The 20,455-nt window shown below is 42.5% G+C and carries 22 protein-coding genes; 6 read left to right on the top strand and 16 right to left on the bottom strand.

Annotation, left to right across the window (positions count from 1 at the left end; all coding sequences use genetic code 11):
• The first annotated feature begins 104 nt into the window (after positions 1 to 104).
• From C6Y02_RS16495 to C6Y02_RS16485, 3 genes are all read left to right on the top strand, one after another.
• Positions 105 to 839, top strand: coding sequence for an alpha/beta hydrolase (locus C6Y02_RS16495; protein ID WP_060597691.1), 735 nt, complete (start codon positions 105 to 107; stop codon positions 837 to 839).
• Positions 840 to 911: 72 nt separating this feature from the next.
• Positions 912 to 1,058, top strand: a complete 147-nt coding sequence (locus C6Y02_RS16490; RefSeq protein ID WP_003214589.1) for a YycC family protein — start codon at positions 912 to 914, stop codon at positions 1,056 to 1,058.
• A gap of 22 nt (positions 1,059 to 1,080) precedes the next feature.
• Positions 1,081 to 2,295 (top strand): CynX/NimT family MFS transporter, encoded by a 1,215-nt coding sequence (locus tag C6Y02_RS16485; protein ID WP_106031720.1) that lies wholly within the window; start codon positions 1,081 to 1,083, stop codon positions 2,293 to 2,295.
• Between the two features lie 41 nt (positions 2,296 to 2,336).
• On the opposite strand, the gene rplI is transcribed toward C6Y02_RS16485, so the two are convergent.
• From rplI to C6Y02_RS16470, 3 genes are read right to left on the bottom strand one after another with little or no spacing between them, the layout of a single operon-like run.
• Entirely contained in the window at positions 2,337 to 2,786 is a 450-nt protein-coding gene (gene rplI, locus C6Y02_RS16480) for a 50S ribosomal protein L9 (protein ID WP_034323903.1), read from the bottom strand.
• Positions 2,783 to 4,762: a DHH family phosphoesterase gene (locus C6Y02_RS16475; RefSeq protein WP_060597693.1), complete on the bottom strand. Its 1,980-nt coding sequence runs from the start codon at positions 4,760 to 4,762 to the stop codon at positions 2,783 to 2,785. The genes rplI and C6Y02_RS16475 overlap by 4 nt, the downstream gene beginning before the upstream one ends.
• A gap of 30 nt (positions 4,763 to 4,792) precedes the next feature.
• Positions 4,793 to 5,731, bottom strand: coding sequence for a YybS family protein (locus C6Y02_RS16470; RefSeq protein ID WP_142393579.1), 939 nt, complete (start codon positions 5,729 to 5,731; stop codon positions 4,793 to 4,795).
• A gap of 302 nt (positions 5,732 to 6,033) precedes the next feature.
• Between C6Y02_RS16470 and C6Y02_RS16465 the strand changes: the two genes are divergently transcribed.
• Positions 6,034 to 6,960: a manganese-dependent inorganic pyrophosphatase gene (locus tag C6Y02_RS16465; protein ID WP_106031718.1), complete on the top strand. Its 927-nt coding sequence runs from the start codon at positions 6,034 to 6,036 to the stop codon at positions 6,958 to 6,960.
• Between the two features lie 47 nt (positions 6,961 to 7,007).
• On the opposite strand, the gene rsiV is transcribed toward C6Y02_RS16465, so the two are convergent.
• From rsiV to C6Y02_RS16450, 3 genes are all read right to left on the bottom strand, one after another.
• Positions 7,008 to 7,862, bottom strand: a complete 855-nt coding sequence (rsiV, locus tag C6Y02_RS16460; RefSeq protein WP_106031717.1) for an anti-sigma-V factor RsiV — start codon at positions 7,860 to 7,862, stop codon at positions 7,008 to 7,010.
• Positions 7,863 to 8,357 carry an RNA polymerase sigma factor SigV gene (gene sigV / locus C6Y02_RS16455; protein ID WP_106031716.1) on the bottom strand — a complete coding sequence of 165 codons (495 nt, stop codon included), beginning with the start codon at positions 8,355 to 8,357 and terminating at the stop codon, positions 7,863 to 7,865.
• Between the two features lie 149 nt (positions 8,358 to 8,506).
• A complete protein-coding gene (locus tag C6Y02_RS16450) occupies positions 8,507 to 9,163 on the bottom strand; it encodes a hypothetical protein (RefSeq protein WP_106031715.1) in 657 nt (218 codons plus the stop codon).
• Between the two features lie 194 nt (positions 9,164 to 9,357).
• Here C6Y02_RS16450 and katX point away from each other — a divergent pair, with 194 nt between their 5' ends.
• On the top strand, positions 9,358 to 10,857 hold the full coding sequence (katX, locus tag C6Y02_RS16445) for a catalase KatX (RefSeq protein WP_231135476.1): 1,500 nt from the start codon (positions 9,358 to 9,360) through the stop codon (positions 10,855 to 10,857).
• Between the two features lie 48 nt (positions 10,858 to 10,905).
• On the opposite strand, the gene wrbA is transcribed toward katX, so the two are convergent.
• The 10 genes from wrbA to C6Y02_RS16395 all read right to left on the bottom strand — a co-directional run bounded on the left by wrbA (position 10,906) and on the right by C6Y02_RS16395 (position 18,830).
• Positions 10,906 to 11,520: an NAD(P)H:quinone oxidoreductase gene (gene wrbA / locus C6Y02_RS16440; RefSeq protein WP_189318274.1), complete on the bottom strand. Its 615-nt coding sequence runs from the start codon at positions 11,518 to 11,520 to the stop codon at positions 10,906 to 10,908.
• Positions 11,521 to 11,592: 72 nt separating this feature from the next.
• The gene (locus C6Y02_RS16435) at positions 11,593 to 12,201 is read right to left on the bottom strand and encodes an alpha/beta hydrolase (protein WP_060597699.1); all 609 of its coding nucleotides are present in this window, start codon (positions 12,199 to 12,201) and stop codon (positions 11,593 to 11,595) included.
• The gene (locus C6Y02_RS16430) at positions 12,198 to 13,169 is read right to left on the bottom strand and encodes a ring-cleaving dioxygenase (RefSeq protein ID WP_189318273.1); all 972 of its coding nucleotides are present in this window, start codon (positions 13,167 to 13,169) and stop codon (positions 12,198 to 12,200) included. The genes C6Y02_RS16435 and C6Y02_RS16430 overlap by 4 nt, the downstream gene beginning before the upstream one ends.
• Positions 13,170 to 13,360: 191 nt before the next feature.
• Positions 13,361 to 14,878, bottom strand: coding sequence for an ABC transporter permease/substrate-binding protein (locus tag C6Y02_RS16425; protein WP_106031711.1), 1,518 nt, complete (start codon positions 14,876 to 14,878; stop codon positions 13,361 to 13,363).
• Positions 14,871 to 15,836, bottom strand: coding sequence for an ABC transporter ATP-binding protein (locus C6Y02_RS16420; protein ID WP_106031710.1), 966 nt, complete (start codon positions 15,834 to 15,836; stop codon positions 14,871 to 14,873). Before C6Y02_RS16420 ends, C6Y02_RS16425 begins: the two co-directional genes overlap by 8 nt.
• Positions 15,837 to 16,048: 212 nt before the next feature.
• Positions 16,049 to 16,288 carry a 30S ribosomal protein S18 gene (gene rpsR, locus C6Y02_RS16415; RefSeq protein ID WP_008347556.1) on the bottom strand — a complete coding sequence of 80 codons (240 nt, stop codon included), beginning with the start codon at positions 16,286 to 16,288 and terminating at the stop codon, positions 16,049 to 16,051.
• 40 nt (positions 16,289 to 16,328) lie between these two features.
• Positions 16,329 to 16,874 (bottom strand): single-stranded DNA-binding protein SsbA, encoded by a 546-nt coding sequence (ssbA, locus tag C6Y02_RS16410; protein WP_034660649.1) that lies wholly within the window; start codon positions 16,872 to 16,874, stop codon positions 16,329 to 16,331.
• Positions 16,875 to 16,910: 36 nt separating this feature from the next.
• Positions 16,911 to 17,198, bottom strand: coding sequence for a 30S ribosomal protein S6 (rpsF, locus tag C6Y02_RS16405; protein ID WP_003215073.1), 288 nt, complete (start codon positions 17,196 to 17,198; stop codon positions 16,911 to 16,913).
• 108 nt (positions 17,199 to 17,306) lie between these two features.
• The gene (ychF, locus tag C6Y02_RS16400) at positions 17,307 to 18,407 is read right to left on the bottom strand and encodes a redox-regulated ATPase YchF (protein WP_034660650.1); all 1,101 of its coding nucleotides are present in this window, start codon (positions 18,405 to 18,407) and stop codon (positions 17,307 to 17,309) included.
• A 216-nt stretch (positions 18,408 to 18,623) separates the two neighbouring features.
• A complete protein-coding gene (locus C6Y02_RS16395) occupies positions 18,624 to 18,830 on the bottom strand; it encodes a DUF951 domain-containing protein (RefSeq protein ID WP_012011910.1) in 207 nt (68 codons plus the stop codon).
• Between the two features lie 294 nt (positions 18,831 to 19,124).
• Here C6Y02_RS16395 and C6Y02_RS16390 point away from each other — a divergent pair, with 294 nt between their 5' ends.
• Positions 19,125 to 20,444 carry a hydrolase gene (locus C6Y02_RS16390; RefSeq protein ID WP_106031709.1) on the top strand — a complete coding sequence of 440 codons (1,320 nt, stop codon included), beginning with the start codon at positions 19,125 to 19,127 and terminating at the stop codon, positions 20,442 to 20,444.
• The last annotated feature ends 11 nt before the right edge of the window (positions 20,445 to 20,455 follow it).

The raw sequence follows: 20,455 nt of genomic DNA, 5'->3' as shown, positions 1-20,455 counted from the left end.
CCAATTTGCGCGATCAGATTGTTGACAAAGGGCTAAAATGATCTTTATTTTTAGCTCTTTGTCTTCTTTTCAGCGTAGTTGAAAACCTTGAGGAGAGAATACACATGAACGGAACGTTTCTATATGACGAGTTTAATGGGCGTCAGCTTGATATTTACCTTCCACAGGACACCTCTATTGATGTTCCAGCTGTCTTTGTACAAGATGGCTCTTCTTTGTTTAGAACACACCTGCTAGAGATCGAAAGAATGATCGAAGCCAATACCATCTCGCCAATCATCATTGTCGGCATACACCCCTTCAATCGACTTGATGAATATACACCATGGAAGGCGTCATCACTGCGTTCTGAGTTTCCTGACTTTAATGGCGAGGCACAGACGTATATGTCATTTTTAGCAAATGACTTGCTCCCATATATCAAAAGAGAATATCCAGTCAAGCAGACCTGTCATCAACATAGTCACGTAGGTGCTTCATTAGGTGGACTATTTGCTATTTATACCCTATTGATGCACCCTGCCCTTTTTAAAAACATCGCATCTATCTCTGGGTCATTTTGGTATCAAGATTTTCTACCGTTTGCTAAACAACAAAGCATTCAGTGTGTGGAGCACCTTGTCTATTTATCTGTAGGCAGTGAAGAAGGTAAAGGCAAAACATCTGCTCAACAGCACATGCCTTTATTCAACAAACAACTACATGACCTTTTATTACAGAAAGGGATGCAGGATTGGCAGCTGCAATATCACATCGAACAAGGGGAGGGCCATCATCTGAAACAATTTCAAAAAAATTTCTTATCGGCCATAAAGTGGTTTTATAAAAGAGAACTCTAATTTTTTATCAGCATGGCACAAAGCCGATATGTTATATTGGAACGTATAGATTGAAAGAGGAGGGATTTGCTCATGAGACCTTTACAAATCTCAGCCGATACAGCACAAAAACTTGCGGCATCACTCAATGTACCCATTGAACAAATCATGCATATGCCGCAGCATATCTTAATCGCTAAACTAGCAGAACTTGAACAGAAGAAAGATCGTTCTTCTTAAAGAAATAAAGGAGTTTACATTCATGGAACAACATCTAGAACAATCAACATTACATCCTCGCAGTAAAGGACAAACCATCCTGCTGATTGCTGGGATTTTACTCATTGCATTTAATCTGCGGCCTGCCATTACGTCCGTGGGGCCTCTCATCGGCGCCATTCGTTCCGATTTACAGCTTTCAAATGGACTTGCGGGTTTTCTCACAACATTACCACTGCTCTCATTCGCATTGCTTTCTCCAATTGCACCTAAAATCGGAAAACGTCTTGGCAATGAACGAACCCTTTGGCTTGGGCTTGCTGTCCTTTTATTTGGGATTGTGATTCGCTCGTTTGGCACGATCATCTTCTTAATGATGGGAACCGCGCTTGTCGGTGTCGGGATTGCAATATGTAATGTGCTCTTACCGGGGCTCGTGAAGCATAAATTTCCTGCACATGCTGGATTGATGACGAGCGTGTATACGACCTCGATGTCCGTCTTTGCGGCACTTGCATCAGGTGTCAGTGTTCCACTCAGTCATACGATGCCTGGCGGCTGGAATACATCATTCCTCGTATGGGCTGGCCTTGCTCTTCTCGCGATGATGGTCTGGGCGCCACAGCTTCTTCATCAGAACACAGCGGCCGTCAAAAGCATTTCGCTCACAGAGCAGCCAATATGGCGTTCACGTGTCGCATGGCAGGTGACCTTTTTTATGGGGTTGCAGTCATTCCTTTTCTATAGCAGCATCGCCTGGTTTCCCGATATTTTAACATCACATGGAATGAACCTGTCGACAGCCGGCTGGATGCTGTCCATTATGCAGTTTGCTGGGCTGCCATCCACCTTTTTAACGCCTGTTTTTGCAGAAAAATTAAAAACACAAAGACCGCTTGTCTTCGGACTTGTCCTTGTGTATTTACTCGGCATGATCGGACTTCTTCTCGGAGGATCGACGCCTATTCTCGTGATCTCTGTTTTATTGATCGGTATTGGACAAGGTGCCAGCATCAGTCTGGCGCTCACATTTATCGGATTACGGACGACCAATATGGAGCAAGCCGCTGCCCTTTCCGGAATGGCGCAGTCTCTCGGTTATTTATTAGCCGCCGTTGGTCCGTTCATGATCGGTATCCTTTTTGATCTCGCACATACATGGACGCCATCCATTATCATCTTTATCATCATCCTATTTTTCATGTTTTTATCCGGTATGCGAGCCGGACGAAGCGTCTATATTTCAGATCCATCATAAAAAAAGAACCCGCCTCCTCGTGAGACGGGTTCTTTTCTGCTTTATGCTTGTTCTGTCACATGAACCTTTAACGTTGCTTGTACCTCTGGATGAAGCTTCACCGGTACATTTGTGTAACCTAATGCACGGATGGCGTCATTCAGCTCGATTTTGCGCTTATCGAGTTTGATTTGATGATCTTTTTGTAATTTATCAGCGATTTGTTTGCTTGTAATCGATCCAAACAGACGTCCGCCTTCACCTGATTTTGCAGTGAGCTCCACTGTTAACGCCTCAAGTGTCTCTTTTAGTTGCTTCGCTTGTTCAAGCTCTTGGATGGCATTCTTTTTCTCTTTGTTTTTCTGCCCTTCCAATGCGCTTAGGTTCGTTGGATTTGCTTCAACCGCTAACCCTTGTTTGATGAGAAAGTTGTGAGCGTATCCGTCAGCTACATTCTTGACTTCGCCTTTTTTCCCTTTGCCTTTTACGTCTTTTAGAAAGATGACTTTCATCTTTGAACCCCTCCTTCGAAATATTCATCAATGGCAGCTTTTAACTGCTCTACCGCTTCTTCAATGGTTATACCATACATTTGGGTGGCAGCGTTAGTCAAATGACCGCCGCCATCTAACGCTTCCATGATAATTTGGACGTTGATATCTCCTAATGATCTCGCACTAATGCACACGGTGTTGTCATCTCGTCTAGCGACAGCAAATGACGCTTCTACCTCACTCATTGACAACAGAGAATCAGCCGTCTGGGCAATCGTAATTTGATCATAATACTCCGAGCTGTCTGACGGCAATGAAGCAATCGCCACCTGATTTTGATACAAATCTGTATGCTGAATGAGTTTTGCCCGTTTGATGTAATGATCAACTGTCTCTTTTAGGAATTTTTGCACAAGGACAGGATCTGCCCCCTTCGCACGAAGATAGGATGCTGCATCAAACGTTCTTGATCCCGTTCTCAGCGAGAAACTCTTCGTATCCACGATGATCCCTGCGAGAAGCGCAGTAGCTTCAATCATGTTAATACGCAATTTCTTCGGCTGATACTCTAAAAGCTCTGTCACAAGCTCTGCTGTGGATGAAGCATACGGCTCCATATAGACAAGTAATGGATCACGGATAAACTCTTCGCCGCGTCTATGATGGTCAATGACCACGACATTTTCAATCTTATTGAGCAGTCGTTCTTCCATGACGAGAGACGGTTTATGTGTGTCCACGACCACAAGCAATGTATCATCCTCTGCAAGCTCCATGGCTTCCTCTGGGGTGATAAAACGTGACCAAAGATCTTCATAATTCTTAATCTCACTAATCAAGCGTTGAACACTGTCACCAATTTGGTTGGCATCAATGACAATATAGCCTTCTTTCCCATTGGCCTGGGCGACCTTTAAAATTCCAATCGATGCACCGATCGAGTCCATGTCTGGGAACTTATGCCCCATGATCATGACATTTCCGCTTTCAGATACAATTTCTTTTAAAGCATGAGAAATGACTCGTGCGCGTACACGTGTCCGTTTCTCCATTGGATTCGTTTTCCCGCCGTAGAATTTCACTTTTCCATTTGGCTGCTTAATGGCTACCTGATCCCCGCCTCGTCCGAGGGCAAGATCAAGACTCGACTGCGCAAGTGCCCCAAGCTCTTTTAAAGAAGGAACGGACGCTCCAATCCCGATACTCAGAGTAAGCGTCGCACTATGCGCCCCTGTTTTCTCACGGACCTCGTCTAAAATGGAGAACTTCGACGCTTCCAGCTCTGCTAAAATGCTCTCATTTAGAACCGCCATAAATCGTTCAGACGAAATTCGCTTCAGGAAAATGCCATATTCTTGTGCCCAATTGTTTAACAGCGACGTCACTTCACTATTAATGGTGCTGCGCACCTGATCATCAAGACCCTGCGTGACATCATCGTAATTGTCTAAAAAAATATAAGATAACACCGTTCGTTCATTTTCGTACTGTCTTTCAATCTGCACCTGTTCCGTGACATCAAAGAAATATAAAAGGCGCTCTGACCGTTTAATAATGACTTTGAATTTCCGGTCATTCAGCGTCACATTTTCTGTCTCGACCTCTTGTTTAATAAGAGGCACAACGGACTCGAATGTATCATACAAAGATCTGCCGACAAGCGTGCTTTCATGAAAGCACGAAGCGAGAAATGGATTTGTCCATTCGATATAATACTGGTCATTAAACAGCATAATACCAATTGGCATTTCCATTAATGCTTCTTCTCCAACCTTTTTGACTCGATAGGATAATGTTGAAATATATGAATCAATCTCTTTTTGCACTTGCGTATCTGCCCACTTTAAGAAGTAGAGCACACCTGCAAGAACGAAAAGACCAACCGCTCCTATGATCCAATTATAATAAAGGTTGAGGAGGACTGTGACCACCGCAAGGACAATCAAAGCGATGATCGGATACTTGATGACAGGTTTTCTATAGAAGCTTGGCACTGATATCAACTCCTCAACATTCAGAGTGAATTATTTGTTTTTTACTTTCTCTCTTAAATCAAAGCCTATGTCAGCAATCCCTATAATACGCACAATCACACCGACTGGCGGATAGAGAACCCCTAACACGATAGCGAAAATGGGCACCGCTTTTGAGATGCTTTTTTCGTGGCAATAATAGAAGATAAAAGAAAATCCCTGAATAAGCACCAGTATAAATAAAATTTGAAAAGCACTCGTTTGAACAAGCCATAAAAAGCTGCCTTTTTCCGTCTGAATCAGCATCAAAAGCAGTGTGAGTAAATAATACCATACCATGCTTTTTGGCAGCCGCATATCCTTAAATTTCTTCAAGACCGGCATGTCTTTGACAAACCGTTTGATCAGAGGCTGCACGAACCAGTGATTCACGAACGCCAGCAATGTGACACCAATTAACAGCGCTACAGGCAAAGCACTCAAAGCAGCATCCTGCATCTCTCTGAACTGCTTCAGCTGCTTCGCAATGTCCTGCTCAGAAGCGCCGGATTGCTTTAAGACACTCTCTAACATCGGAATCATTTGTTCAATCGACTCTTTCGCGATACCCATGATATCGACTTGAAAAAGCTGAACACTGACAATAAAGGAGATAAGAAAACTGAATAAATAGATCAGCGCACCTGTAATGATGGCATTCCCAGGCTGCCTTCTGCTGTAGAAAACACCCATGCCTAATCCGGCAGCAATCAGAATTGGCGCACTCATGAGTCCAGCAAGAGACCCAATTAAAAAGCTGATCACTATCCCAATAGCGCCAGCAGCAATTCCTTTTTTCAAGCCGTGCCTGATTGTATAGAGGATAATCGGTATCGGAGCAGCTAGAAAGAAAATAATGGATAATAGCGGCACATACAAATAAAACAGCATCATGACAGAAAAAATACTGATCATGATAGCGCCCTCTACTAACGCTTTTGTTTGTTTCACACCTTCACCTCTATCCAATCCTTTTTCTATATCTTGCTCAATGTGTCCTTCTATGTATACGTACGATGTAAGCTACACCATGTCTTACCCCAACCTTTATTTTACCATAGCGGCAAATCGCAAGTAAAATGCAGGCTATCTTAAGAGCGTTTCACGTGGAACACCGATATAGATTCGAACATGCAACTTTTCAATCAGCATGTTACAATTTTTTAGATTATTCTTAGCTATAAACCCTGAATTCAAGGTCAAAAGCTGTTAGAATAGAAACATCATCAATAAATGTAAGAAGGAGAATTCACATGGGAAAAACACTCGTATTCGGACACAAAAACCCTGACACAGACACGATTTGCTCTGCTATCGCTTACGCTGATCTGAAAAACAAAATCGGCGTTCAGGCAGAAGCGGTCAGACTTGGAGAAATCAATGGAGAAACACAATACGCATTAGATTTCTTTAAACAAGAAGCACCTCGTTTCATTGAAACAGCTGCAAACGAAACAAAGCAAGTCATTCTTGTCGATCATAACGAATTCCAACAAAGTGTAAGCGATATTGATCAAGTACAAGTGACTGAGGTCATTGACCATCACCGTATTGCCAACTTTGAAACAAGTGAACCTCTATACTATCGCGCTGAGCCTGTTGGCTGTACAGCAACAATCTTAAACAAAATGTACAAAGAGAACCAAGTGAAGATTGAAAAAGAAATCGCTGGTTTGCTTTTATCTGCAATCATTTCTGATTCCTTGCTATTCAAATCCCCAACATGCACACAGCAAGACATTGATGCTGCGCATGAGCTAGCTAAAATTGCAGGGGTAGATCCAGAACTTTACGGCCTAGACATGCTGAAAGCTGGCGCTGACCTAAGCCAAAAAACGGTTCAAGAATTAATTACAATTGATGCAAAAGAATTCGCACTAGGCAATAGCAAAGTGGAAATTGCGCAAGTTAATACAGTAGATATCGCGGAAGTAACAGCAAGACAGGCTGACATTGAAGCGAAAATCAATGAAGTCATCGCAGCGAAAGGTCTTGATCTATTCGTTCTAGTGATCACAGACATCTTAGAAAATGACTCCCTTGCTCTTGCACTCGGTGCAGAAGCTGCAAAAGTAGAAAAAGCATTTAACGTCACACTTGAAAACAACACCGCTTTACTAAAAGGTGTTGTATCAAGAAAAAAACAAGTGGTACCTGCACTGACAGAGGCACTTTCTTAATCAACACAACAAGACTGCTGACATGTTCAGCAGTCTTTTTTCTTCTTTTAATGAATGTACATATCGCTGACAAGAATATCCTTTAGCACACTTGTTGGAATCGTGAATTCAACTACACCCATGTAACCAGGTGCCACATCATATTCATTAAAGGAAATCACCAGTTTGCCTTTTGAATTGATATAGAAGCTTTGATCCGGCTGAATCTTCTTAAATGGGTCCATATCATCCTTGCCAATCCAGTAAATCTTATTTGAATCCTCTTTCATCTGTTTCTTCATTTGATCTTTAATATTTTCACTAATGACATCTATATACCGGTCATCTTTAAACAAGCTTGGTAATGTAATGAGTACATGGTTTTTCTTATCCACCGTATCATATGTCATTTCCTCTGCCGCAGAAGCTTGAGTCGTCACCTTGTATCGACCTAACGAGAGAATTTGGTCATTGTTTGTTCTCACTTCATATCCGCTCTCTACACTTAAATGACCATTTTTATACCCCTTTGTTTCCTTTTCAAAATCTTGATACAGTTTTTTGTTTTCAGCTAAATATTTTTGATTCAGGTTGTCTTGTAATTTTCCGTCCCCAAGCCCTGAAACGTGTGGTGTTTTAAGGTCAATATTCGTTCCTTGATCACTCTTTTTAAATTCTGTGAATGTCACGACTTTCACCAGCTCGCCAATGACAGGCACCTCTGAAATGGCTCTTGCCGCCTGTGGACTGACATTAACTGTCGTGACAAATAGAGCAGCCGCAGCAACAAGTCCGATGGTCCATTGCTGAAAATGAGGTTTTTTGTTTTTTCGTTTCAATGTTCGTTCAACCATAGCATCATATTCCGGTGGAATAGGGATTTCTAAATATTCCTCTTTTAACTGTTCCAAATGCTTATCCATTTATATTTCCTCCTGCGATAATTCTACTTTTAAAAGCCGCAACGCCTTATATAATCTTGTTTTGATGGTGTTTTCGTTTTCTTCGAGAATATGGGCGATGTCCTCTAATTTTAAATCTTCAAAGAATCTCAAAATGATGATAACCCGGTACATCTCAGGCAAATCCTCTATGGCTCGTCTGACATCTTGATCCTCATAGACATCTGACTCACCCTTTGACAAGAATTCGAGTGTGTCATCATCTGTCACTTTCACCCGCTTCTTCTTTCGTAAAAAGTCTAGGGCAGCGTTCACCACGATTTTATAAAACCAGCTATGCATCTTGGTCGCATCCTCTAATCGGTGAACAGATTTGAGTGCTTTATGAATCGCCTCTTGAACGACATCCATCGCATCCTCTGGGTTTTTGACATAACTATAGGACAATCGATAAAAACTGTGTTTATGCTCCATTACGTAATCAGCAAATTGATCCTCAATCTTTCGTTTCTTCATTTTACAAAGAGCTCCTTTATCTTAAATGCGCATCGGTTATTTCTTACAATGGATAGACGCGCGCCTTTTGAAAATAGTTTGCGCTCGGTTATTTTTTTAACATGTCATCCCATTTCCGTTTCTATACAAAAAGAGCGAACCAGACAGGTTCACTCTTTCAAAGCAGATATTGTTTGATGGACAAACTGTTTAAGTGGAGAAAGCGGATGAATGATCGGAACGCCTGTCTCCTCTTCCATCTGCTGTGCCGCATGAACCATCGATAGCTGCATCACGCAAATATCTCCGCTTTTTTTCATACATCTTCTGAGCTGCTTTTTGATTTGCTCCTCATAAGCCTGCATATCACCATTTAGGCAAAGGTGAAAGACATCCTCCATCACCATAACTTCTGCATCAATCTGTTTGCCGTGCTCTTTTGCATATGATTTAAGCCGCTTCATCGTCCCTTCCACTGTATCCGGGTTTGAAAACACAAGTTGAAGAGGCCCTTTTCCCTGACAAATCAGCTCAAACAACGGTTCATCGATCGGAACAATCGGTTGTTTAAAAAGATGCTGCTGATTACCCAAAGCGGCAATGTATTGTGTACACGTGAGCAGAATGAGATCGGCTTCATCTTCTTGCATCAGTTTGTTGATGACATAGGCTTGCTGCTTGTGTTGATCAAAAGTGGGATCTTGTGTAGCGCGTTCTATAAATGATGAATCGACCGTGTGATAAAGCGCAATATCGGTATCGCCAAAAACATCTTCTATATATGACTGATTGGACGGATGGGCGTGAAGGCAGTGTAATCGATTCATCAGGTTCGCTCCTCGTGAAAGTTTTCAATCATTATATCAATCCTTGTATGAAATAGGGAGCATGATGACCATATTGTTAGGGAGATATTGAAGGAGGGATTTAATTGAAAGAAGAACAACACCCTAAACCATCTTCAGAGTCAGAAGACACTTTAACCAATCGGCAAGGTCATCCCGTAACAGACAATCAAAATATGAGAACCGTTGGGAATAGAGGACCAACTACGCTTGAAAACTACGATTTCCTAGAGAAAATTAGTCATTTTGATCGTGAACGCATTCCTGAACGTGTCGTCCATGCGCGCGGGGCCGGAGCTCACGGTTATTTTGAAGCCTATGGCACATTCGGTGACGAACCCATTTCCACTTATACAAGGGCAAAATTATTTCAGGAAAAAGGAAAAAAGACACCTGTTTTCGTTCGTTTTTCTTCTGTGATTCACGGCGGTCATTCACCAGAAACATTGCGTGACCCTAGAGGATTTGCGATTAAATTTTATACAGAAGAAGGCAACTGGGATCTCGTGGGGAACAACCTCAAAATTTTCTTTATCCGAGATGCTTTGAAATTCCCTGATTTGGTTCATGCCTTTAAGCCTGATCCTGTCACCAACCGTCAAGACGGCGAGCGTATTTTTGACTTCGTCTCGCAATCACCTGAAGCGACGCATATGGTGACATTTCTCTTTTCACCATGGGGCATCCCAGCAACCTATCGGCACATGCAAGGCTCAGGTGTCCATGCCTACAAATGGGTGAACCATGAAGGAAAAGCAGTGCTGGTCAAATATCACTTTGAACCGAAGCAAGGCATTCGCAACCTGACGCAAGAACAAGCTCAAGCGATTCAAGGAGAAAACTTTAATCATGCCACACAGGATTTGTATGAAGCCATTGAGCAAGGAGATCATCCTGAATGGGAGGTATATGCGCAGATCATGGAAGATGATGCCCATCCTCACCTTGACTTTGACCCGCTTGATCCGACAAAGCTTTGGTACAAGAATGACTATCCATGGAAACCGATTGGACGAATGGTGTTAAACAAAAATCCAGAAAATTATTTCGCAGAAGTCGAGCAGGTCGCCTTTGGGACTGGCGTTCTCGTAGACGGTTTGGATTTCTCAGATGATAAGTTGCTTCAAGGGCGCACCTTCTCCTATTCTGACACGCAGCGATATCGTGTGGGGCCAAACTATTTACAGCTGCCGATCAATGCACCGAAAAAGCATGTGGCCACGAATCAAAGAGATGGGCAAATGGAATACCATGTCGATCAAGGCAAAGAGCAAAACCCTCATGTGAATTATGAACCATCGATCCTCGGCGGATTAAAAGAAGCCAAGCAGGATGGAAAAGATCATACGCCTTTTGTAGAGGGTGACGTCAAACGAGAAGCCATTGACCGCCCGAACAACTTTGGCCAAGCCGGAGAAACGTATCGCCGTTTCAATGATTGGGAACGTGAGGAACTGATTAAGAACTTAGTCAACACCCTTGCGACCTGTCAAAAAGACATTCAAGAGCAAATGATCGAAAACTTTACAAAGGCTGACCCTGATTACGGAAAGCGTGTCGCTGATGGCTTAAAAGCCTTCAAACAAGAACAGCCAAGCGGACCTATAGGCTCTACAGGCGCCGCACAAGCCGTGGACGAAGCGATTAACAACAGCACACCATCAGATCCTTATTAAATAAAAAAGAATGCAGCGCCTAGGCTGCATTCTTTTTGTATTCATCGATTAAGCGTTTTGACCCTTTTTGATCCATTCTGCTACATTGACTGTACGTTTTGCTTGATGTTTTGCAGCAGCTTCTGCATCCTCTTGGATCTTTCCGTTTTGGTCAACAGTGACACTCACGCCATAAGGGTTGCCCCCTGCACCGTATAACGAGTCATCTGTGTATCCAGGAGCGGCAATAATCGCTCCCCAGTGGAACATCGTTGTGTAAAGGCTAAGAATGGTCTGTTCCTGCCCGCCATTTGGGTTTTGTGCAGAGGTCATCGCACTCACTGCTTTGTTTGCTAATTTCCCTTGGAACCATAAGCCGCCAGTTGTGTCTAAGAATTGCTTCATTTGAGCCGGTAGGTTACCGAAACGTGTCGGCATGCTAAAGATGATGGCATCTGCCCACTCTAAATCACTTAATTGAACCTCTGGGACATCCTTTGTTTCGTCTAAGTGTGCTTTCCATGCTGGATTTGATGCCACAACTGATTCTGGTGCCAATTCAGCAACCTTTAATACCTTCACTTCTGCGCCAGCTTCTTTCGCTCCAGCTTCAGCCCATTTTGCCATCTGATAGTTTGTACCTGTTGAACTATAATAAATAATCGCTAATTTTACGTTTTCCATTTGTTCCATCTCCTTTTGTTTGGTTTGCCCAAAAAGCTTCTGTAAAAATCCCACCTGTATTCCCCACCTTCATTAAAATTGACGACGATACCATAATGCCGCAGCATCGACTTCTTCTCTCGTTAGCTGATGTCCGCGATTTTCCCAATGAAGCGTAACTGAAGCGCCTGCGCCTTGCAGCAACTGCTCGAGCTCCTGTGATTCTTCTGGACGGCACATTGGGTCATTTTCACCAGCTGCGATAAAGACTTGTTTCCCCGCTAATGAAGGCAATGAAACCCCGCGTCTTGGGACCATTGGATGATGCAGGATAGCTCCTTTTAACGCATCCTCGTAATGGAATAAAAGACTTCCAGCAATGTTTGCCCCATTAGAATATCCGATAGCCACCACATTGTGACGATCGAACCCATATTCATCTGCTGCTTCTCCGATAAATGTATATAGTTCCTCTGTACGCTCAATTAAATCCTGCTCATCAAATACACCCTCTGCCAAACGCCTGAAAAAGCGCGGCATACCGTTTTCCAACACATTTCCTCTCACACTAAGAACGGATGCGTCAGCATCTACTAAATCGGCAAGCGGCAATAAATCTTCTTCCGTCCCGCCAGTACCATGCAGTAATAACAAAACAGGTCTTTGTTCATTCTTTCCTTTTCGAAAAAGATGCTTCATCATGAATCTCCTTTCCCTTTAATCTCTCTCACATCTATTGGCAGCACAATTTGTTCAATCTGACTGCGCTGCGCCTCATATTGCGGTGGCAGTTTCAATGCTTCACCCATTGTTTCCACTGATTCATCGTGTGCAAACCCTGGAGGATCAGTCGCAATTTCAAATAATATGCCGCCAAGCTCTCTAAAATAAATAGCATTGAAGTAATTTCGATCTTGCACAGGTGTCACTTGATACCCGCTTTGCGCAATATGTCTTTGCCAATCTAATTGATCCTGATCATCTGTCGCTCTCCATGCAATATGATGCACAACCCCAACACCCATACGTCCGCGTGCAACAGGTGTCTTGTTCACATCAATGACATTGCCTATCTCACCAAATGAACGAAATCTTACATAATCCTCTTCTGCTTCAACTCGTTCAAAACCCATTGTTTGTTCTAGCAGCTGCATCGTTTGCTCTGGCTGTGATGTTAATAAAACAGCTCCCCCAAACCCTTTTATTGCAACATCTGGCGTTACGCCATTAAATGTCCAATCATTTTGTTTTCCCTCCGCACGTTCTACTAGCTCAATCAACAAGCCGTGTGGATCTTCAAATGAGAGAAAGGCTTCATCAAAGCGTTCAACCATTTCATAAGAAATATCAAACTGCTCAAGACGTTCCTTCCAGAAAGAGAAAGCGCCTGGCGGTACAACATATGTCGTCACGCCCACTTGGCCAGCGCCAATTTGTCCCTTTTGAGCACCTGGCCAAGGGAAAAACGTGATAATCGTCCCCGGAGATCCTCCTTCATTTCCAAAATATAAATGGTACGTACCTGGATCATCAAAATTAACGGTCTTCTTCACGAGACGAAGTCCTAAAATACCTGCATAAAAATCAACGTTCTCCTGAGGATGCCCTACAATTGCTGTGATATGGTGAATTCCTTCTGTTTTCTTCAATTCTAATGACCTCCTCATCATGAAGTACAAGCCTCTATTCATTATGTCTTTACTGACGTCTTTATATTATCTCGAATTCGAGATATTAAATCAAAAAAATATATTTATCTCGAATTAAGGATATGATGTTTTTAAATAAATGTCAACGGTTTTTGTTTTCCCTTTTAAAAAAGCAGGTCTGCTTTTTACATAACAGACCTGCTCTTCCTTGATTATTGCAGTAATTTTTTCTTTTTTAAATAGGCTTTCGCAACCTGAAATGCATCCTTACCTTTCACATTTACTTCATAATTCATTTCTCTCATCTCATCATCTGTGATTTGACCACCAAGCTTATTGAGAGAGGTCTTGATCTCAGGGAACTCAGTTAATGTCTCCTGTCTTAGCAGCGGTGCTCCTTGATATGGCGGGAAAACATGCTGATCATCATCAAGTACCTTTAATTTGTATTCCCTCAATTCACTGTCTGTCGAATACGCATCGACTAAATTGATATCTCCTTTTTGAATCGCTCGATACCGAAGCTTCGGTTCCATCGTCACCACATCGTCAAAGGAAAATTGATAGGTCTTTTGAATACCTAGATACCCATCCTGTCGATCAGAAAATTCTAAGGTGAATCCAGCCTTTATGCGATTCTTGATCTTGCCTAGATCTGAAATATTGGATACATCATATTGATCAGCCAGCGACTGAGGCACGGCTAAAGCATACGTATTGTTGTAAGCCATCGGCTCAAGAAGGCGGAGCTGAAAGGATGATTCCAAACCACGCCGCGCTTGCTCATACACTTTTTCTTTATCTGTGCTTTTCGCTGTTTGTTTGAGGAACTCAGAAATCGCAGTACCGGTAAACTCAGGATAAATATCAATATCACCAGACCGTAAAGCTTGAAAAACAAAGGACGTCTTGCCAAGACCAGGCTTAAGATTGACTTGAATATCCGTATCCTGTTCAATTAAAAGCTTATACATCGAGATCAGGATTTCAGGCTCTGATCCTAACTTTCCACCGATGGTGATTTCTTTCTTTTCTTGTTGAAACAGTAATGGACCCGCGACAACTGCTCCTGCAATCACAGCAAAAACCGTCACAGAGATCACAGTCTTTTTAAAAGAGATTTTCTCAAAAGTGCGCAGCACCACATCAAATAAGAGTGCGAGTAAGGCAGCTGGTATAGCGCCAATGACAATGAGCGACATATCATTTCGATCAATTCCCAGCAAAATCAGACTTCCTAATCCCCCAGCTCCGATCAGTGCGGCAAGAGTGGCAGTTCCCACAATGAGAACCATCCCGGTTCTGATACCTGCCATGATGACTGGCATGGCCAAAGGCAGCTCCACCTTTAATAACCGTTTGCGGTGATTCATTCCCATGGCAAGCGCCGCTTCTCTCAGGGAAGGGTCGACCTCCTGAATGCCTGTATATGTATTTCTTAAAATAGGGAGTAAGGCATAGACGACAAGCGCAATAATGGCAGGCACTTGTCCAATCCCAACGAGAGGAATCAACAAGCCAAGCAGCGCGAGCGACGGAATTGTTTGCAAAACCGCCGTCACCCCAATCACCCACTCTGCAAGCTTTGGCACCCTCGTTAAATAGATACCTAATGGAATGGCAATCAAAATCGCTAAAAATAAAGAAATAAAAGAAATTTGAATATGTTCAAGTAAGGCGTGTCCCAATTGTTCTTTTCGGTCCAATAACACACTGATCCAATCATTCATGTGACTCGCCCCTCTCTCTAGGAGAATCAGCTAAAAACTGAATCACCGCTTGACGATTCACTAGTCCAATTCGCTCCCCATCCTTTTCCACAGCCAATTCCTCATGCTTTGCCAATTGGGATAAGACATCGTCCAGCGTGGCATGTGCTGTGATCGCTTCATAGCCTAAAAGAGCCTCATGAGCCATTGGTCTAGCCATGGCCTCTAGCTCAAACGCTTGATGTCCCACATGGCGAGCAGCCCCTGAGACAAACTCCCGAACAAAAGCATTGACTGGGTGTTGAACCAATTCCTCTGGACGACCAATCTGCACCACTTTCCCTTCCTTCATGATACAAATTCGATCACCAAGCCTCATCGCTTCCTGCATATCATGCGTCACGAAGACAATGGTCTTTTGAATACGGCGCTGCAAATCAAGCAGATCATCCTGCAATTTCTCCCTCGTTAGTGGATCTAACGCACTAAAGGGTTCATCCATCAGGACAATCTCAGGATCAGCTGCAAGTGCACGTGCCACACCGACACGCTGCTGTTGTCCGCCAGACAGCTCTGACGGCTTTCGATGTCGATACATAGCAGGATCAAGCCCAACCATCTGCATCAATTCATCGACACGCTTATTGGTCTCATTCCGGCTCCACTGTTTGAGCTCTGGTACCACGGCGATATTTTCTTCAATGGTCATATGAGGAAAAAGAGCAATTTGCTGCAGAACATACCCAATATCCCAGCGCAGCTCATACATATCATAATCATTTATTTTTTGACCTTTTATGTAAATCTCACCTTCTGTAGAAGAAATGAGACGATTGATCATTTTCAATGTCGTCGTTTTCCCGCTTCCACTAGGTCCAATAAATACAAAAAATTCACCTTTCTGAATCTCTAAATCAACCGATTGAACGGCATAGCGCTCATCAGAAAATTGCATCGATACCTTCTTAAATTCAATCATCTTCCCACGCCCTGACTGCAATTATTTTCTAGACTATCAATATGACAGATTGATCCCGTATTTGTATAGAACAAACTGTCACTTTCTCTCTCTTTTACATACTTCCCCTAGGATGCCCGCCAAAAACAGCTCTAGCCAATTCGGATGAGATTCTTAGTGAGACAAATAAAAAAAGCGAAGAGCTCGAGGCTCTCCGCTTTTAAGTCAACGACTTACTCACCAGTAACGTATGGAAGTAATGCCATTTGACGTGATTTTTTAATCGCTAATGTCAATTTACGTTGATACTTAGCGCTAGTTCCTGTTACACGACGAGGTAAAATTTTACCACGCTCAGAAACAAACTTTCTAAGAAGATCAACATCTTTGTAATCGATGTGCGTGATACCGTTAGAAGTAAAGAAACATACCTTACGACGTTTCGCACGACCGCCTCTGCGTCCACCTGCCATTTGTTTTCACACCTTTCCTTTAGTCAATTTTTCAGATCAATTAGAATGGCAAATCATCATCGGAGATGTCAATCGGTTTACCATCATTCGCAAATGGGTCATCATTGAAGCTATTTCCCTGATTACGATTTTGTTGGTTGCTTTGATTGCCATATGGATTTTGATTTGGTTCATTTCCGAATGGATTCTGATCGTTTTGGCTACCGCCATAATACTGGCCTCCGCTATTGCCACCGCCGCTGTATCCACCTGAACCAGCACCGCCGCTCTTAGGCTCAAGAAATTGAACACTTTCAGCTTGAACCTCTGTCACGAAGACACGCTGTCCTTGCTGATTTTCATAGTTTCTTGTCTGCAAACGACCGTCTACACCGGCAAGACTTCCTTTTTTCAAGAAATTAGCCACGTTCTCGGCTTGTCTTCTCCAAGTAACACAGTTAATGAAATCGGCTTCACGCTCTCCAGATTGATTCGTAAACGTACGATTCACAGCTAGAGTAAACGTGGCTACAGCCGCACCATTAGGCGTGTAGCGAAGCTCAGGGTCTTTTGTTAGTCTTCCGACCAATACAACACGGTTTAGCATATTGAAAGACCACCTTTAAATATATATTTCAATGATTTATACTTCTTCTTTAACAACAATGTGGCGAATGATATCGTCACTGATCTTAGCTAAGCGGTCAAATTCTTGAACTGCTGCAGCGTCAGATTGAACGTTTACGATTTGGTAGAAGCCTTCACGGAAATCGTTGATTTCGTATGCAAGACGACGTTTACCCCAATCCTTTGTTCCAGTGATCTCCGCACCGTTAGAAGTTAACACGTTATTGAAACGCTCGATAACTGCTTTTTTAGCCTCATCGTCAACTGTTGGGCGGATGATGTACATAACTTCGTACTTTCTCATCTGATTGCACCTCCTTTTGGTCTAAGCGGCCCTAAACGGGCAAGGAGCAATAAATTATATTACTCACAATTGTATATTATAACAAATTACTTGGCCTATGACAAGAACCTATACATTAAAACGGAAATGAATGACGTCTCCATCTTTCACTACATATTCTTTACCTTCTAGACGGACTTTTCCAGCCTCTTTTGCAGCAGACATGCTTCCACCAGCAAGTAAATCTTCATATGCAACCGTTTCAGCACGAATAAACCCACGTTCAAAGTCCGTATGAATGATTCCAGCACATTCCGGTGCCTTCATTCCTTTTTTAAACGTCCAAGCGCGTACTTCCTGCTCACCTGCTGTGAAATAAGTAGCTAAACCAAGAAGTGAATAAGATGCTTGAATCAGCTGATCTAGACCTGACTCTTTGATGCCAAGCTCTTCAAGGAACATCTGCTTCTCTTCTCCTTCAAGCTCTGCAATTTCAGACTCGATCTTCGCACAAACGACGATGACTTCAGCATTTTCACCAGAAGCAAACTCACGGATTTGCTGCACATATTCGTTACCGTCATGATCCGCTACTTCATCCTCACTCACATTTGCTACATAAAGAACTGGTTTAGATGTGAGTAAATGAAGCTGTTTCACAAGCTTCTGCTGCTCATCTGTAAATTCTACAGATCTTGCCGATTTCCCAGCTTCAAATGCGTCCATTAGCTTCGACAAAATATCAAATTCAGCTACCGCTTCCTTATCCTTTTGTTTTGCAAGCTTACTCACACGAGCCAAACGCTTTTCAACTGTTTCTAAATCAGCCAAAATTAATTCTAAATTAATGGTTTCGATATCTGACACAGGGTCAACCTTACCTGATACGTGTGTGATGTTATCATCTGCAAAAGCTCTCACCACGTGACAGATCGCATCTACTTGACGAATGTGAGAAAGGAATTTATTTCCTAAACCTTCACCTTTAGAAGCCCCTTTGACTATACCGGCAATATCAGTGAATTCAAAAGCAGTCGGAACTGTCTTTTTCGGCTGCACCAATTCTGTTAGTTTTTGCAAACGCTCGTCTGGAACTTCTACAATTCCGACGTTTGGATCAATGGTACAAAACGGATAGTTAGCAGACTCCGCTCCAGCCTGTGTAATTGCATTAAATAGCGTTGACTTCCCGACGTTAGGTAAGCCAACAATACCAGCTGTTAAAGCCATTCTTTCATCTCCTCTATATCAAACGTGCTCGTTATACTGCGTAATATGAACCTAGAGCAATTATAAGTAGGTTTACATGAAAAGACAAGCTAACCGTTATTCATTATCAATAGAAGAAACATTGCCAAAAAGGATTAATCAGTGCTTTAAAACGCGAATTTACACCTGCTTCTTCTATACAAAAGACGAATTTCATCAAAAAAGCATGAGGCCTACTTAAGCAGTTGGCTCCTCATGCTTGACGAGAATTTTCTTCATTTTTCGTTCAAAGTCTCTTCTTGGGATCATCACGCTGTGCCCGCAGCCTTCACATTTAATGCGAATATCCATGCCCAATCGAATAACTTTCCACCGATTGACACCACATGGATGGGGTTTCTTCATTTCAACGACGTCATGTAACCCAAACGCTTTGTCTGCCATCAGCCTTCACCTCTCTTGCTCACTTCATTGAATCTATTGTACAAAAAAACGGCGATGAAGAGCAATGTACAAAACAAAGAACCTCTTTCAATCATTCATCCTATTCTTTTTTATAGAAAAAACCCTTCTTTTAGATCATTTTATTTGTGACCAATAGTTACTTAAACTCCGCTTTTTTTCAATATTGTCACAAACACTGTAGGTCAAAAGGTTTTTATTGGTAGAACGCTGTGGTTTTTCCATATTTTTTGATTTATGATATCTGCATAAATGTTATGTGAGGGAGCAGGTACGATGGTCAATCGAAAGGATAGATTAACTGATAAAGAATATAAAATCATATCCGATCATGCTGGAAACATAGACAATTACCAGCAGCACCATACGATAGAAATAGGTCAGCAAACGCTCACTGTCCATGATTTTCTCAAGGTCGATCATCAATTATATGGTTTAACGATGCAGCCGGAACAATCAGACGAGTTCATCGTCGCTTTTCACTGTCCGCAGCCAAATCAAATGCCGGTGACCTCGCCACAAGATGTACACACCGCGGCACAGTCATTGCTCAAAACGGATTATGCCTATCCCATTGAAAGGAAGTCCCTTGATGGCAATCAAGATCATGTCTTTTTTAAAGGAAAGGAATACATAGAGCAAGTCTGTCAGCAGCATCCAAATGCAGGTATCTATCTCACTGGACAAGCCCTTGCCGGTGCTGTTTGTGCTTATGTTGCAACAGAACAGCCAGCTGTCAAAAAAGCCGTCACCTTTGATAGCCCAAATATATGGAGCAGTCTGTCGCCTGCGATTCAGCAGAAAGCGCAGCAAGGTCAATACACACGGATATTGACTGAATATATTAAACCTAGTCATTATGTAGGTTTACTCAATCGTCATGATCATGGGGTTGGTCAAGTCAAGTATACTGTACCGCCACGGCAGCAAGACGCCGTCCAAGAACCCGTTACATACAAAAAAAGAGAAATTGACACCTTTTTAAAATCAGCATTTGCGTCTATGAATATAGAATGGAACGAATCCTTTGATACAAATGCTTTTTTAGCTCTTATTTCTGGGAGTTACAAAGTAAATGGGTATTCATTTCACACAGATGGGTCTGCCCGTATTTTAGATGAACAGCTTGATCATAATACAAGTTTTACAGCCATGCTGTTGCAAGAAATCCATTCTGGACGTGCATATGCACAAAGCGGCCTTGAAATTATCATAAAATCCCATTTACTGAAAAATTCATCCTACGATCTCCAAAGTGTGATTGAACATGAAGTACACACTATATTTGAGAAAATCGATGGGATCGATGAAAGTGTAAAAGACGCCGTCCAGCATGTAAAACAGGAGCTCAAAGGACTCGTCGGCTTTGGTCACTATGATTTACTAAGTCCTAGTGATGTGGAAGCACTAGTAGAGGAAGTGAGGATGGAACAACATCATTCCTCCTTTTATTCACACGAAAAACAGCTGAATGCCTTGTACACCCTGAGAGATTACGAACAAGAACTTTCTACCCTTTCAAGACATATGTACACAATGGGTGATGACTACGCCAAGGCAGATAGACGCCTTGCGATGCAAATGGGTATTCATTAAGAAAGGAGTCA

The organism is Bacillus sp. NMCC4 (assembly GCF_002998555.1).
Lineage (GTDB): Bacteria > Bacillota > Bacilli > Bacillales > Bacillaceae > Bacillus.
The sequence above is the reverse complement of the archived record's forward strand: the minus strand, read 5'-3'. Positions and strand labels throughout refer to the sequence as shown.